This is a genomic window from Deferribacterota bacterium, assembly GCA_034189185.1.
GTDB lineage: Bacteria > Chrysiogenota > Deferribacteres > Deferribacterales > UBA228 > UBA228.
Genome location: JAXHVM010000037.1, coordinates 1 through 14,491, shown reverse-complemented (window position 1 = coordinate 14,491; position 14,491 = coordinate 1). Strand labels below are relative to the sequence as shown.

At 30.8% G+C, this 14,491-nt stretch carries 14 protein-coding genes, 1 tRNA gene and 1 other RNA gene; 8 read left to right on the top strand and 8 right to left on the bottom strand.

All coding sequences use genetic code 11. The features are described 5' to 3' along the window. Together SVN78_04260 and purF are read left to right on the top strand one after the other, a co-directional pair. A partial coding sequence (locus SVN78_04260) for an AIR synthase-related protein (GenBank protein MDY6820817.1) occupies window positions 1-507 on the top strand: 507 nt, incomplete at its 5' end. Beyond that, window positions 497-1,855 carry an amidophosphoribosyltransferase gene (gene purF / locus SVN78_04255; GenBank protein MDY6820816.1) on the top strand — a complete coding sequence of 453 codons (1,359 nt, stop codon included), beginning with the start codon at window positions 497-499 and terminating at the stop codon, window positions 1,853-1,855. The genes SVN78_04260 and purF, both read left to right, overlap by 11 nt. Window positions 1,856-1,868: 13 nt before the next feature. On the opposite strand, the gene SVN78_04250 is transcribed toward purF, so the two are convergent. The 6 genes from SVN78_04250 to SVN78_04225 all read right to left on the bottom strand — a co-directional run bounded on the left by SVN78_04250 (window position 1,869) and on the right by SVN78_04225 (window position 7,713). Beyond that, window positions 1,869-3,233 (bottom strand): L-serine ammonia-lyase, encoded by a 1,365-nt coding sequence (locus tag SVN78_04250; GenBank protein MDY6820815.1) that lies wholly within the window; start codon window positions 3,231-3,233, stop codon window positions 1,869-1,871. Window positions 3,234-3,303: 70 nt separating this feature from the next. Then, window positions 3,304-5,202 carry a SurA N-terminal domain-containing protein gene (locus tag SVN78_04245; protein ID MDY6820814.1) on the bottom strand — a complete coding sequence of 633 codons (1,899 nt, stop codon included), beginning with the start codon at window positions 5,200-5,202 and terminating at the stop codon, window positions 3,304-3,306. 38 nt (window positions 5,203-5,240) lie between these two features. Then, window positions 5,241-5,337: signal recognition particle sRNA small type (ffs, locus tag SVN78_04240), an RNA gene on the bottom strand. A gap of 196 nt (window positions 5,338-5,533) precedes the next feature. Further along, window positions 5,534-5,887, bottom strand: a complete 354-nt coding sequence (locus SVN78_04235) for a DUF2845 domain-containing protein (GenBank protein ID MDY6820813.1) — start codon at window positions 5,885-5,887, stop codon at window positions 5,534-5,536. Between the two features lie 212 nt (window positions 5,888-6,099). Further along, window positions 6,100-6,468 (bottom strand): hypothetical protein, encoded by a 369-nt coding sequence (locus SVN78_04230; GenBank protein ID MDY6820812.1) that lies wholly within the window; start codon window positions 6,466-6,468, stop codon window positions 6,100-6,102. Window positions 6,469-6,762: 294 nt separating this feature from the next. Next, a complete protein-coding gene (locus SVN78_04225; protein ID MDY6820811.1) occupies window positions 6,763-7,713 on the bottom strand; it encodes a DUF4268 domain-containing protein in 951 nt (316 codons plus the stop codon). Window positions 7,714-8,181: 468 nt separating this feature from the next. Here SVN78_04225 and SVN78_04220 point away from each other — a divergent pair, with 468 nt between their 5' ends. Beyond that, window positions 8,182-8,931, top strand: a complete 750-nt coding sequence (locus tag SVN78_04220; protein ID MDY6820810.1) for a hypothetical protein — start codon at window positions 8,182-8,184, stop codon at window positions 8,929-8,931. Window positions 8,932-9,225: 294 nt separating this feature from the next. Here the strand turns inward: SVN78_04220 and SVN78_04215 are convergent, their stop codons facing one another. Together SVN78_04215 and SVN78_04210 are read right to left on the bottom strand one after the other, a co-directional pair. Beyond that, window positions 9,226-9,843 (bottom strand): cation transporter, encoded by a 618-nt coding sequence (locus SVN78_04215; GenBank protein ID MDY6820809.1) that lies wholly within the window; start codon window positions 9,841-9,843, stop codon window positions 9,226-9,228. Between the two features lie 161 nt (window positions 9,844-10,004). Continuing rightward, window positions 10,005-10,095 (bottom strand) — tRNA-Ser (locus SVN78_04210). Window positions 10,096-10,214: 119 nt separating this feature from the next. Here SVN78_04210 and SVN78_04205 point away from each other — a divergent pair. The 5 genes from SVN78_04205 to SVN78_04185 form a co-directional block, all read left to right on the top strand. Further along, a complete protein-coding gene (locus SVN78_04205; GenBank protein ID MDY6820808.1) occupies window positions 10,215-10,814 on the top strand; it encodes a sigma-70 family RNA polymerase sigma factor in 600 nt (199 codons plus the stop codon). Beyond that, window positions 10,792-11,262: a zf-HC2 domain-containing protein gene (locus tag SVN78_04200; GenBank protein ID MDY6820807.1), complete on the top strand. Its 471-nt coding sequence runs from the start codon at window positions 10,792-10,794 to the stop codon at window positions 11,260-11,262. Before SVN78_04205 ends, SVN78_04200 begins: the two co-directional genes overlap by 23 nt. Window positions 11,263-11,345: 83 nt before the next feature. Continuing rightward, complete coding sequence (locus SVN78_04195) at window positions 11,346-11,996, top strand: hypothetical protein (GenBank protein ID MDY6820806.1); 651 nt, start codon at window positions 11,346-11,348, stop codon at window positions 11,994-11,996. Continuing rightward, window positions 11,983-13,347: a DegQ family serine endoprotease gene (locus tag SVN78_04190; GenBank protein ID MDY6820805.1), complete on the top strand. Its 1,365-nt coding sequence runs from the start codon at window positions 11,983-11,985 to the stop codon at window positions 13,345-13,347. Before SVN78_04195 ends, SVN78_04190 begins: the two co-directional genes overlap by 14 nt. Further along, a partial coding sequence (locus SVN78_04185) for a hypothetical protein (protein ID MDY6820804.1) occupies window positions 13,334-14,491 on the top strand: 1,158 nt, incomplete at its 3' end. The genes SVN78_04190 and SVN78_04185, both read left to right, overlap by 14 nt.

Genomic DNA, 14,491 nt, shown 5'->3' with positions numbered 1-14,491 from the left:
AGCTCTATAGCTCTTTTAGGAAAAAATAGTGGCAGTATAGGAGGTAGCTTAATATCTAAGTATATTGGCGTTTTTAATGATTGTGATATTCCCCATATTGATTTAGAAAAGGTTAAAAATGTAATAAAGATTATGCAAAAATTGGCAAGTGATAATTTAGTTTTATCTGCCCATGATATATCGACTGGGGGGCTAGCAATTGCCCTTTTTGAGATGGCCTATAAAAACAAAATTGGCTTTGAGGTTAATTTGAATGAGGATCTAGAGGATTATTTTTTATTTACTGAGGAAAAACCGCGCTTATTAATTGAGATAAAAGATGAAGATATTGAGAGAATAGAGGATATAGCAAATGATTGTTCAGTAGAGATTAATATTGTTGGTAAAACTAATAGTAATAACATTTGTAAGATAAACAATAAGGATAAAAATATATTAAAGTTTGATATACACAGTGTAAGTAAAATATTTGAAGAGAGTTTTGAAACATATTTAAATGCAAATTGATAAATTCAATGAAGAGTGTGCTGTAGTTGGTGTTTATGGTATAGAAGAGGCAGCAAAACACGTCTATTTAAGTCTTTTTGCGCTTCAACATAGAGGCCAAGAAGGTTCAGGTATAGCCTCATTAAGTGGTAATGATATAATCTTTGAAAAGGGTGTTGGATTAGTTAGTTCAATCTTTAATGAAGAAAATCTTAGCAGCCTCAAAGGAAATATTGCAGTTGGTCACAATAGATATTCTACTTTGGGTGAGACCCATATAAAAAATGTACAGCCAATTGTTGCAGATATTAATTTAGGCCAGGTTGCTATGTCACATAATGGTAATTTAGTTAATGGTCAAAAATTAAGGGATGAACTTGTATCAAAAGGGGCAATATTTACCTCCACATCTGATAGTGAGGTTCTTATTCATTTAATGGCAAAAAATGGCTTTAATAAGAATTTAAAGAATGCTTTAATTGAATCTACTAAACAGTTGCTAGGGGCATTTTCAATAGTTATGATTGCAGACAATAAGCTTGTCGGGATAAGGGATCCCTATGGTTTTAGACCCCTTGTATTAGGCTCCTTAAAGGGAGGTTATGTTTTAGCAAGTGAGACAGTTGCTTTTGATCTGATTGATGCAAAGTACATAAGAGAAATAGAACCTGGTGAGATTGTAATAATTAGTGATGATGGTATTGAGAGTATTCACCCTTTTGAGAGGAAGGAAAAAAGATGTTGTATATTTGAGTATATTTATTTTGCAAGGCCTGATTCATATATATTTGGCAACTATGTGTATAATGTTAGAAAAGCTTTTGGGATGAAATTAGCTGAAGATGATATAACTAATGGAGATATTGTCTTGCCAGTTCTTGATTCAGGTCTAATCTCAGCCTTGGGCTATTCAGAAACATCTAATATACCAATTGAGCTTGGTATAATTAGAAATCATTATATAGGAAGAACGTTTATCGAACCAACAAGTGCAATTAGGCATTTTGGTGTTAAGTTAAAATTAAATGCCGTTAAAAGCGTTATCTCTAATAAATCAGTAATAGTGATTGATGATTCTATTGTCAGAGGGACAACGAGTCGAAAAATTGTTAAGATGTTAAAACAAGCAGGTGCAAGAGAAATACATATGAGAATTGCTTCACCACCTATAACACATCCCTGTCTCTATGGTATTGATACGCCATCAAGGAGTGAACTTATTGCATCAACACATACAATAAAGGAGATTAAAACTTATTTAGGTGTAGATTCTATCAAATACCTAGATATTGATAAAATGTTTTCATGTGTTGATAGAAAAAGCTTTTGTGATGCCTGTTTTTCTGGGAATTATCCTATATTATATTAAGTTATAATATATTCTAACAATTAATATAGCATACAGCAAGACCTCCTCTAGAAGTCTCTTTGTACTTTTTCAACATATCTAAGCCTGTTTCATGCATAGTTTTAATTGTACCATCTAGTGTTAGTTTATGTGTTTCAGGCTTTTGCATTGAGGCAATTATAAAAGCATCGTAGGCTTTTATAGCACTAATTGCATTTCTTTCAATACAAGGTATTTGAACATAACCACCAATTGGATCGCAGGTAAGCCCAAGATGATGTTCTAAAGCAATCTCTGCTGAATTTTCTATTATATTATGAGGTTTATTGTAAATTTGGCAGAGAAATGAGGCAGCCATTGCTGAAGCAGAGCCAATTTCTCCCTGACAACCTACCTCTGCACCTGATAGACTTGCATTTTCTTTTATAATGAGACCTATTGTAGCTGCTGTTAATAAACCATCATATATTTTATATAATGGGATTTTTTTTATTTTATAATTATAGTAGGCAATAGCAGGTAAAACACCACATGAGCCTGATGTTGGAGCAGTAACAGTTATTTCGCTGTCAGCATTTTCTTCTGATACTGAAAAGGCATATGAATTAATTAATCCCATATTCTTTGTAAAATTATTCCTTTCTTTTAAGGTGTTATTAAATATATGAGAGGCTTTTCTCTGTAATTTTAATGTTCCTGGCAAATATCCTTCTTTTTTTAGGCCATTATTAACTGAATTAAACATAACATTTATTATTTTTTTTAATTTTTTATATATTTTTTCCTTATCTAATTGAAGTAGGGCCATTTCATTTTCTAGAATTATTTGGGGTATATTCATTTTGGTTATGTTTAATATGTCAGTTAGGCTTTTCATATTATTGAATAGGTGGGGCGGTGTATTTTTTACTGTGGTTTTTTCACCTTTGTATTTTATAAAGCCACCACCAATTGAATAATATTCTCTCTCAAATATTTTATATTCTTTAGTGTAAGCTCTAAATATAAGAGTATTATGATAGGTTGAACTATATAGCGTTTTCTTAAAATGAATATTATTAAATTTAAAGACAATTGGTTTTTTTGCTAAATATATATTATAACTCTCTGATAAGTTACTAAAAAGATTTTTAAAAAATTGGGCTTCAACATTGCTTGGTAAATATCCTAAAAGACCTGCTAATATAGCTTTATGGATGCAATGGCCAAAGCCTGTGCTTGATAATGAACCATAAAGAAAAACATCGATCTTGTGTACTTTGCGCTTAATATTTGTAGAAAATCCTTTCAAAGTGCCTATAAAATTAAGGGCTGCTTTCATAGGACCAATTGTGTGGGAACTTGATGGGCCTGGACCTATTTCAAAGAGTTCAAAAATAGAAGTATTAATATATTTCATTTATTGTATGCTTTATTATAAATGAAATAAAAAGATGTTTCAATAAATTAATCAAAGATTAAGAGACTAATTAAATACCAAGGGAAGGATTTATCTCTATTTCAGCATCATCTCTTAGGTTTCTTAAATATTCATTTAAGGACTCCGTGGATTTTATATTGAATATGTAGTCTCTTATAGTTTTTCTTTCATCTTCAGTAAGCTCTTTTATATCAGCAGCTTTAATATCATCAACCCTAACAATATAGAGCATATTGTTTATATAAAATATATCCTTTAAGATTGAACCTGCTTTTGTGGTAAATATATTGTTTTTTAATTGTGTGTTTGAACCTATATCTGGTATAGGTTGTACCCTTTTGAAATAGGATGTTGCTTTTGGGGTTATATTATACTCTTGAGCTATTTTTGTTATATTATAACCTTTATTTATTAAATTTAATATTTCATCATTTGCTATTTCTATTGATTTACTACTAATATAATCCTTTCTGATTTTTTCATTAATTGTGCCGAATTCTGGTATATAGGGTTTTTTAATATCGGCAACCTCAAAAATATAAGCTTTGTTATTTATATAATATATCTTAGATACTTCAGATTTTTGCATATTAAATATATCATCATATACATCCCTTTTCTCACTCAATGGCTTTACTGTTTCATCTTTTGAAAAATATTTTGTCTCATATGCTTTTATTTTATCTGGGTGACTATCTAAATATGCGCTAATATTGCCTTCATTTAAGATGTCTCTGTAAAGATTTAAAGCTAGTTCTCTTAAAGCTGTTTTCTTTTTTTCTTTAATTAGGATCTCTTTTATTTCATCTCTTTTCTCATCTAGTGGTGTAGTTTCTGCTTTGAATCGTTTATCTACTTTAATGAGGTGGTAGCCAAATTTAGTTTTTACTATATCGCTTACCTTTCCCTCTTTTAAAGAGAAAGCTACTTCTTCAAATTCTTTTATTATATCCCCTCTCTTTATTGTGCCAATTAAACCCCCTTTCTTTGCTGAATAACTATCATCGGAGTAATTCTTAGCTAATACTTCAAAGGGTGTTCCCTTATTTAGTTTATCTTTTACCGTTTTTATTTTATTTAAAGCGCTATCAACCTCGCTTTTGTTATCCCAATTGTCTACTTTTGCCAATATATGCCTGACTTTTAATCTTTCAGGTTTGTAATAATCTAATCTATGTGAGATATAGTAATTTTGAATCTCTTCCTCAGAAACATTTATTTCTTTGTTCTGACTATTTTCAAGATCAAGTACTGTATATTTCAGTTTTATCTGTTTTGGCAACCTATAATTTTCTTTGTTTTCACTGAAAAATTGCTTTAGACTCTCTTCATCTATTTTTACCTTACCATAGAACAACTTAGGAGATATTTTTAAATATGTTATTTTTGCACTTTTATTTCTATATTCATACTCATTTTTTACTTCCCTATCAGTTACATCTACGCTATTTTTAATGAGAAAGATTATTTTATTAATTAGCAGATTTCTTTTTATATTTTCTTCAAATGTGGAGGGATTTAAACCGTTCATTGAGAGAATTTCTCTATATCTTCTTTCATCAAAAGATCCACCAGCTTGAAAAGCAGGTATTTTTTTTATTTCATCTAATATCTCGACAGGGGAGACGGGGATATTTTTTTTTGTTGCTTCTTCATATAATAGGGCATTATTAATTAATTCATCTTTTACTCTTTCTCTTATATTAAAATTTTTTGCAACTTTATCATAATTAGTGTTGAATAATCTTTTTAGAGTATTTTCCATATTACTTATGGATTGTTGGTATTCTGCAATACTAATTTTTTGATCATTTATCTTAATTGCATAATCTCTGCTTCTTTCCCTACCACCAACACCCCATACTAGAAAGATTGTGCCAACAAAGGCTATTATAACAACCCATAAAAAAAAGGTTACTATCCTTTTTTTTCTTAATTCTGATATCATTTATAAGTGCCTCGCTGTATTTTTATGTTTTTGTTTTTAATTAAGACAGGGAAACTGCACATAGTGAATATACTACCACTGCTCCCTTTCGGGCCTGATGGGGTTTGTATATCCACTATTGCAGCCCCTGTCACCTCATATAATAATAAATCTATACAAATTTAAAAGAGTAAATTTATCTAGAGTTAAATATTCTAATCTACCGACTTCGCAAGTTACCAATCCTCTGACTTCGCAAGTCAGATTTACCGCATAAATACGCCATTTCAACCATCTCACGAATTTGAATTTTTCCCAACTTCAGGTTGCTATGCTTTATTCTTTGTCTATATCAATTGCACTTTTGAGGTCCTGTGCCATACCCATCATTTTCAATACTCACTACTTTCCCATCAATCAACGTTAACACCCGAATAAACTTTCCATTTCCGCAATTATAATATAGCTTTTCCACTTTCTTTGTAGTTGCTGAAAAGGTCTTACTTTTAGATGTAGATTTTGATACAGAGCCTGTTGTGTCATACGAAACTATTTCTGAATCATCTGGAGGCCCACATTTGCTGAGAACTTCCATTTTTAAATCGCCTGTACTGACGACTTGGTTTCCGCAACGGAAACTATCCCCAACGGCAACAGAAAGAATAGTAAACAATAGAAATCCAACGAAAACAACTAGCTTATTCATTACATGCCTCCTTGTATAGTGTATTTTATTGTGAAGGTGGCTATAGGGTTAATTATTGCTGAAAGCCACGCCGTTATTAATGAAAATGTTGATGAAACAAAGATATTTACATTCATATTTTTTTTATTTTCTTTTAATGATAATGTATAAACGCATGGTAATATAGCAGAGCATAATTGATATATTGGATAGCGCCTTATTTAGCGATCTGATTATTTTGATTCATATTTAAATCCTGGTTTGGAATAGTCCCTGATGCTAGTTCCTGGTAGTGTTGGATATACCATATCACCCTCTATCTTATATCCTGGTTTGGAATAGTCTCTGATATTAGTCCCTGGCATTGTTGGATACATCATGTCGCCTTTAATCTTGACTCCAGGTTGACTGTAATCCCTAATGTTAGTTCCTGGTAGGGTGGGATAGACTGTAGTATCCTCTGCGTAAATTGCATTGGTGCCAAGAAATGCCACAAAAACAAGAAATATCAAAACATAATTGATTTTCTTAATCATGTTGATTGCCTCATTTCTTGATGTTTGCATAAAAATTAATATATATTTATTTTTTATTTTCCGCACGTACTTAATACTATTATACCCTGTTTGATATTATTATACTCTACTTACCCAATTTTATAAATTAAAATTTTGTTAAATATACTTCATAATTCTCTTACAATCTCCCAACTTCGCAGCAATCCTCTGACTTCGCAAGTCAGATTTTCCGCATATTAACGCCATCTTCTGACTTCGCAAGTCGGGGTTCGATCCTCCACCTCCGCCAGCCACACCTTGAAGCAGATGCTAAAAGGGCGATTTCAAGTTTTTTTAATCCAGCTTTGTGGGATTACTTGGCTTTGCCTTGCTTGTTGGCTAATTTCTTAAATTTTTAAACTCTTTAAAATACCTCCAGAAAATTCGTCGGAACAAAACCATTTTTTCGTATAACCAAATAAAATAATTTTCAGCTTCATTTTGATCAAAAACATTAGAGACTTCTTTTTTGATTCTTATTATTGAAGCAACCGGTGCATCTACCCATTCGTCGACTTTACCAATTTCCTTTTCTATTTCTTCTTTTCTCTCAAGTAAAAACCTGAATAAATCTTTGTTTTCTTTAATATAAATCTCACAACCGAGCAAATTATCTCGTGAATTTATGGTTAAGGCAATATGAGTTTCGGAAGTTCCCATACTAATATCGTACCAGCTCGATGGGCGAGGCGTCCGCAAGCGGATTTGCGTATCATTTTCTCGAACAAAATCTCTAAATTTCTCCCAAAAGTCCAGTTGTTGGATTTTTGTATCTGTTAATTCTCTGCTTGCCGTAGCTTTTTTAATTGTTTTTGCCCATTCATTTGGACTAATAATAATTTCAAATTTTGGAGCTGGATTTGAATTTTCAATTTGCCAAAGCTCAATTTTTATCAAAAAGAAATTAATATTTTCGTCCGTATGTTCATTTAACCAATCAATCGCTTTTTTGTGTTCCTCTCTGTAATCTCGGACGATCCAAATAATTATTTCTGCATCGTAGCCTGACGCATAGGTAATAAGTTTGCCAAGATGGTCATGGTTAGTATCTTCAAGTTGATTTTCAATAACTATTTTTTTACCAGAAATTTCTTCTTCTGCAAGAATATCAACGTTAAAATTCCCAACATTTGCCTCAGTCTGAATAAGTTTAATGTCAACGCCAATTTCTTCACTTAATAAATTAAGATTTTCTTGTTGGGCAAGCCATTTTGTAAAGTCGGTTTCTGGACCAAAAACTTCTCGCAAATCAACTTTTTTAAGTATTGCTAATTTTTGTTCATAATTCATATATCCACCTTGTTAATAAGTATTTTTCAAATTATAATCTAAATGTAAACCGAAGACAAGAATCCTCTGACTTCGCAAGTCAGATTTTCCGCGTATTAACGCCATTTCAGCCATTTACTACAATTTAAAATTTGCAAGTTAGAATATCCCCATGTGTTTAGGGTATTCACAAGGTGAATATGATTTTATTGAAGAACAACATACAGCAGTTTTATATGGGAAATTTAATTTGATTAAATAAAAATTTGCGATAGAATTTTAGTTAAGGCATAGAAAAGCTTTTTTATGGATTTTTATGAAAAAGTTCGATTTGTTGCTAAGTTTTGAGAAAAATTTGTAAAGTTATTACATGAATATTAATTGAATTTGCCGAAAGCAATTTAATAAAATAAAATATAATGAAAAGGCTGATATTATATGTTCTATTTGTATAGTAATGAGATAATAAACGTTTAAGGAGGTATTCAAATGCCCTCTAAAAGAGAACTAATACAAAACAAGGCAGTTGAATTAATTAAGGGCAGCGTAAAGGGACTAAGGTGGTCTGAGCTACAGCGAGAATTAAGAAGTTGCTTTCCAGATATATCACCGAATACAATTACTGGATCGACTTGGAATTTAGATGTTACCCGACCTAATGAAATTACTAAACCAACAAGGGGCCTTTTTAAATATAGATTGACTAGCGAAGAAGAAACTGAAGAAATCGCTGAGGAAACTCCAGCGACACTCAGAGAGGAGGAATTTTATGAGCCATTTGCTAATTGTCTCAAAACTGATCTAGGTGAGTGTACTGAGGCAGTTGCTTTGGGTGGAAGTTATCTTGGTAAAAGATGGGGAACGACAGATGTTATAGGAATATATAAGCCATTAAGCAGAGATGTGATAAAATTTAATCCAGAGATAATATCTGCAGAAATTAAGATAAATTCTACAGATCCCATAACTGCGTTTGGTCAAGCCATAGCATACAGATTATTTAGTTCAAAGGTATATTTAGTTGAGCCCAATACTATACTCCCAGAAGATTTAGACAGAATAGAAGCATTATGTATTTTATTTGGTGTAGGTTTAATTTTGTTTGATTTGAATCCTGAAACCCCAAATTTTATAATACGTGTGCGTGCTCAGAGATATACTCCTGATATGTTTTATGTAAATGAATTTGCTGATAAATTGTACAATACAAAGAGAGATATTTTTGATAAGTTATTTTAAGTATATTGCAATTTCATCTAACATAGCACAAAAGATTTGTGTTAGAAGGCAGTTACAGAGATGTTAGCCTCAAAAGTACTTCTTTTATGTTAGGAGCGTTCTATTAGGGTGCAATAATAGAAGGGATAAAAATATGTAATCTCCCGACTTCGCAAGTTGGGATTTCCGCATGCTTACGCCATCCTCTGACTTCGCAAGTCAGATTTTCCGCGTAGTTACGCCATTTCCAGTTGTTTGCCTAAAATATTTCCCAATTTCGCAAAGTTGATCTGTAGAATGATTTTAAGTGAATAGTTATGGGTGGTCCTCATCACCCTCTAAACATTCTAGGCCTTCCTTTATTAAGAATCCTACTATTACCAGTGATGCGGCCGGATCTGCCCACCACCAACCAAAAAAATAATTTAACAATAGGCCTAAAAGAAGGGTTACAGAAAGATATGCGCAAAAAACAGTTTCTTTAGAATCGGCAATTAATGCCCCGCTATTAATCTTTTCCCCTATTATACGTTTTTGACTAGCTAGGATTGGCATTATAATAATTGAGAGTAATGCAATGATGATACCAACTAATGAGCCCTCTGGTATTTCACGAAAGTAAAGTTTTTTTGATGCCTCATATAACACATATATAGCTAAAATGAAAAAAGTGTAGGCTACAAACCTCATCGCTTTTTGCTCCATAGCCCTTTCTTTTTCATCATCTTCTGAATGGCCTCGTAATCGCCAAATAAGAACAACTCCAGATAATGTCTCGATAAAACTGTCTAGCCCAAAACCAACTAGTGCAATGCTTCCTGCGATAATACCTGCTCCAATAGAAATAAAGCCTTCAAATATATTGTAACCTACTGTAAAATACTCTAACGAGAGACCTCTTTTATATAAATTTGCTTTTTTAATTTCTTTCATATCTCAGGAATATAAAGACAAGCTAAACGCTTGTAAATAAAAATTAATTTTCAGAAGAAAATATTTTCTTGCACTATATATTATAAAACAAAGATAAAAATAATTTTACATATAAGATAGATGTTAAACAAAGTATATTTTTTTAAAATGATAGAGAATGACGGAGAGGGAGGGATTCGAACCCTCGGTGCCCTTTTAAGGACACACACGATTTCCAATCGTGCGCCTTCAGCCAGACTCGGCCACCTCTCCTTTGTAGAATATCTATATAACAATATAATAAGTTATGTCAAGCTTTCTGAAATATATACTTGTAAATGAACTTTTTAATATTTATAATATCATATATATAACTTATAAGGGTGCTATAAATGGATGATATAAGTATAATAGAAGAAGTACTTGAAGGAAAATATGAGTATTATGAGTATCTTGTTCTTAAATATCAAAACAGATTATATGCTTTTATTATAAGTCTTGTTAAGAATGAAGAGGAGGCAAAAGATATAGTACAAGAATCTTTTGTGACAGCCTATAATAAACTATCAGATTTAGTAGATAGAAGAAGATTTTATCCATGGTTAAAAAAAATAGCTTTTCATAATGCGCTTTTGTTTTTAAATAAAGATAAGAAGAAAGTGAAATCTGATGAAGATGTTTTAGATTATTTAGATAATTTAGATAATAATTATAAAAGCTCAGTTATTTATGTTAAAGAAAAATCGCCAGAGGCGCACATTTTAAATAAAGAAATATCAAAATATGTTAAATTATTTATAGATTCTTTACCTGATAAATTGAGGATTGTTGTAATATTAAGGGATGTAGAAGGGCACTCCTATGAAGAGATAGCTCAGTTATTGGATATACCTATTGGCACTGTTAGATCTAGACTGCATAGCGCAAGAGAAGTATTAAAAGAAAGACTAATAAAACAGGGAATTGCTGATGAGAGAAGAGCACTATCGTAAATTAATCTCATTATATGTTGATAACGAATTAAGTGCTATTGAAGAAAAAGAATTGTTAAGCCATATAGAGGTGTGTGAAGATTGCAGTAAATTTTTAATGGATTTATTATATATTAAATCTGAGATAAAAAAATCTTATAAGAGAGAAAAAACAATTGATATTTCAGCTAGTGTAATGAAAAAGATAAAAGATAATGAGGAAAATAATAGTGAAAAAGTAATTCCAATAAATAAAAAACAATATAGAAGAAAAAAATTTAATAAATATTACATAAAGAAAACTATTGGGTTTGCATTTTTAGCAATAATTTTTTTGGGGATAGCTTTTTTTATAACTAATAAATATTCAAAGAATAGCAATAACATAGAAAACTATGTTGTTGAACATTTAGATACACCAACATATGAATATATGCCAGACATTAATAACGCAAATTTCTCGCAATGAGGCTAGTCTCTGGAATAATTTTCTTTTTTTTTATATTTTGTTTGCCCCTTTACTCTAATGGGAATTACCTTGTCTTTAAAGTCTTGATTAATAATCAAAATTATTATCAAGATATAATAGATTATAAATTAGATTTATTAGGCAATAAGATCCAATTCCTTGCTTCTAAACTTGTAAGAGATAGTATAGATTTGGATAAAATAAGCAGTGATTTTTATCAGATAAATATCTATTATAATGTTGAATTGTTTGACAAAGAGGTGTCAAAATATGTCTTTTATCCCTTATTGAATGATAGATTTAGACATATAATCTGGACTTACAAAGAAAGAATTGTCAAAGAAGAGGTATATGATCTATTTGGTAAGCTTTTATATACATATAGTTTTATAAATTTAGAAAATATTGATAAATTGAATGTTTACTCATTAAAAAAAAAGATTTATTGTAAAAAATTAATACTTCCTCATTATAATGGCTTTAAGGTTATATATGCTAAATGTGATAAAAATCAAAGGCATATTGTTTATAGTGATGGGCTTAATAAATTTTCTTTTTTTAGGCAGCATTATATGTTAGATATCCCAGAAGAAGAAAGGATAGTATTTGGCAATTATGTATATAGTGTTAAAAAAAACAACCATCTATATTTAGTTGTTGGAACTATCCCTTTTAGAGAAATGCATAAAATTGTAAATAAATATATAAAGGAGGCTATGAATGAGGAAAGTTAGTGTATTATGCATAGTAATATTATTGTTAGCATTAAGTTTTGTAAATGCTGCGGATACCCCCTTTTCTTTTGCAGAAATTGTAAAAGAAACAAAAAATGGTGTAGTAAATATAAGCACAACAAGGATTATAGAGAGGAATCCCTTTGCGGATTTTTTTAATGATGATATTTTCAAAAGATTTTTTGGGGATCAATTTAGGGATTTTTATGGACCCAAGAAATTTAAAACATCTTCATTGGGTTCTGGTTTTATAGTTGATGCAAGAGAGGGTTATATAGTTACTAATAATCACGTAATTGAAGGGGCAGAAGAAATTATTGTGAAACTATCTGATAAACATGAGTTTAACGCAAAGGTTATAGGGACTGACCCATTAACAGATTTAGCTCTTTTAGAAATAGATCCAGGTGATGTAAAGCTCAAAGAGTTACCATTAGGGGATTCAGATTCTTTTGAAGTAGGTGATTGGGTAGTAGCTATAGGCAATCCCTTTGGTTTAGAGTGGTCTGTGACAGCTGGTATTATAAGTGCCAAAGGGAGGGTGTTAGGTGAAGGACCCTATGATAACTTTATGCAAACTGATGCATCAATTAATCCAGGAAATTCAGGTGGTCCACTTGTTAACTTAAAGGGCGAGGTTGTCGGCATAAATACAGCTATAATACCGTCAGGTCAGGGTTTAGGTTTTGCTATACCTGTTAATATGCTTAAAGATATTTATGATCAGCTGAAAGAAGGGAAGGTTGTAAGAGGGTGGCTAGGAGTTGTGGTTCAACCTTTGGATGAGAAATTAGCAGAAAGCTTTGGACTAAAGACAACAGAAGGTGCACTAATTGCAGATGTGGTTGAGAATGATCCTGCTGATATGGCTGGAATTAAACCTGGCGATATTGTTATTGCAATAAATGGTAAGAAAATAGGATCTCCAAGGGAATTGACAGCGATGATAGGAAGGTTGAAACCAGGTGAAAAAGTTCAATTAACTATTATTAGAGAAGGTAAGAGAAAAAAAGTTGATGTAGTATTAGGTGAGCGCAAAGCTGAATCTGTGGCTAGTAAGCCTACAATTGGCAAGGGAGAATCGCCAGTAGTTGTTGAGTCTTTAAGCTCAAGTGAAGAATCGAGGCTTGGTATTGATCACGGTGTAAAAGTGGTTGATATAGATCCAAATTCAAACGCTTATCAAGCCGGTCTAAGAGAGGGTGATGTTATAGTGTGGATAAATAGAAAAGAGGTGCATAAACCAGAGGATTTTTATCAAACATACAATTCAATTAAAAAGGGTGAGGTTGTTGCACTTAAAATAATATCAAGATATGGTAGTAGGTTTTTAGCTTTTGACAAAGACTAGTAGAAAAGGGAGTTTCATCCTCCCTTTTCTGTTATTAATTATTGTTGGTTGTTCAAAACATTATAACCTAAATAAATTTTATTCTATTAATAGTGACGATATATATAATTTAATAGGTGCACCTGATGAGGTAGGTATAAATGAATTTATAGAGAGTTTCAGATTTACCAATGATTCTCTAGTATATACCTTTGAAAAAGGATATCTTGAAAATTTAATAGATTCAGATGTTAAATCTTTTTATATATATGATGAGCTAATATTATATATTAGTAAAAATTTATTGACAACAAACTATAGATATTGCCAAAAAATTTCATTAGATAAGGATTATCAAAAAATTACTTATTACAATGGATATGTTGCTTTAGATGATAGTAATAGTATTGATCTATACTCTCTATTCTCCTGTGGAAAACTGTCTGTAAATATTAAAAAAGTTACTAATAACTATATTTTTTTATATCCAGTTATAGCATTTTTGAAAGAGAAAAATGTTTATGTGTATGATTGTATAAGTAATAATGAAATCCTTAACTTGCACTTTAATTATGATGTGGTCAATGTGTTTAGGATTAATAAATATATTTGTATTGCTCTTAAAGAAGGCTCAGTTATCTTCGTTGATCTAAATGAGAAAAAAATAGTTAAAATTCTACATTATGATAGGGGTATAATTTATTTAAATAAATTTAATGACAATATCTATTTACTAGATAATTCAACAAATTTTAGAAGATTTAAAATTAAAAAGATTGGTGGCAATTTTGAATTATTTAATAATTTAATAGAATCTAGAAATATTAATATTAAAAATAAAAAAAATATTCATTTTGGAAGTAATTACCCAGGATTATTTATAGATAACATTATTTATATGTTAAGTAAAGATGTCGCTTTAGATAAAAATGGCTCTTTTTATAAATTTGATTTAATTGATAGAGATACTGCAGTCTTCTTAAGAAGGAATCACGATTTAGTGATTGTGTATATAGATAGTCCTCGATATATTAGTAAGGTTCATATAGGAAGAGTTAAAGTAGTAGCCTGCAAAAAGGAAAATTATGTGTATATTAACGATGTTGATGGTAAATGTAGAAGGTTAGATTTAGAAGATGGAAAAGTTGAAATAGTTAATTCGTGT

Bases quoted from the DNA above. Each gene is read 5' to 3' on its own strand.
- purF (MDY6820816.1), top strand. From the start codon at position 497: ATGCAAATTGATAAATTCAATGAAGAGTGTGCTGTAGTTGGTGTTTAT.
- SVN78_04250 (MDY6820815.1), bottom strand. From the start codon at position 3,233: ATGAAATATATTAATACTTCTATTTTTGAACTCTTTGAAATAGGTCCA.
- SVN78_04245 (MDY6820814.1), bottom strand. From the start codon at position 5,202: ATGATATCAGAATTAAGAAAAAAAAGGATAGTAACCTTTTTTTTATGG.
- SVN78_04220 (MDY6820810.1), top strand. From the start codon at position 8,182: ATGCCCTCTAAAAGAGAACTAATACAAAACAAGGCAGTTGAATTAATT.
- SVN78_04235 (MDY6820813.1), bottom strand. From the start codon at position 5,887: ATGAATAAGCTAGTTGTTTTCGTTGGATTTCTATTGTTTACTATTCTT.
- SVN78_04225 (MDY6820811.1), bottom strand. From the start codon at position 7,713: ATGAATTATGAACAAAAATTAGCAATACTTAAAAAAGTTGATTTGCGA.
- SVN78_04200 (MDY6820807.1), top strand. From the start codon at position 10,792: ATGAGAGAAGAGCACTATCGTAAATTAATCTCATTATATGTTGATAAC.
- SVN78_04215 (MDY6820809.1), bottom strand. From the start codon at position 9,843: ATGAAAGAAATTAAAAAAGCAAATTTATATAAAAGAGGTCTCTCGTTA.
- SVN78_04190 (MDY6820805.1), top strand. From the start codon at position 11,983: ATGAGGAAAGTTAGTGTATTATGCATAGTAATATTATTGTTAGCATTA.
- SVN78_04205 (MDY6820808.1), top strand. From the start codon at position 10,215: ATGGATGATATAAGTATAATAGAAGAAGTACTTGAAGGAAAATATGAG.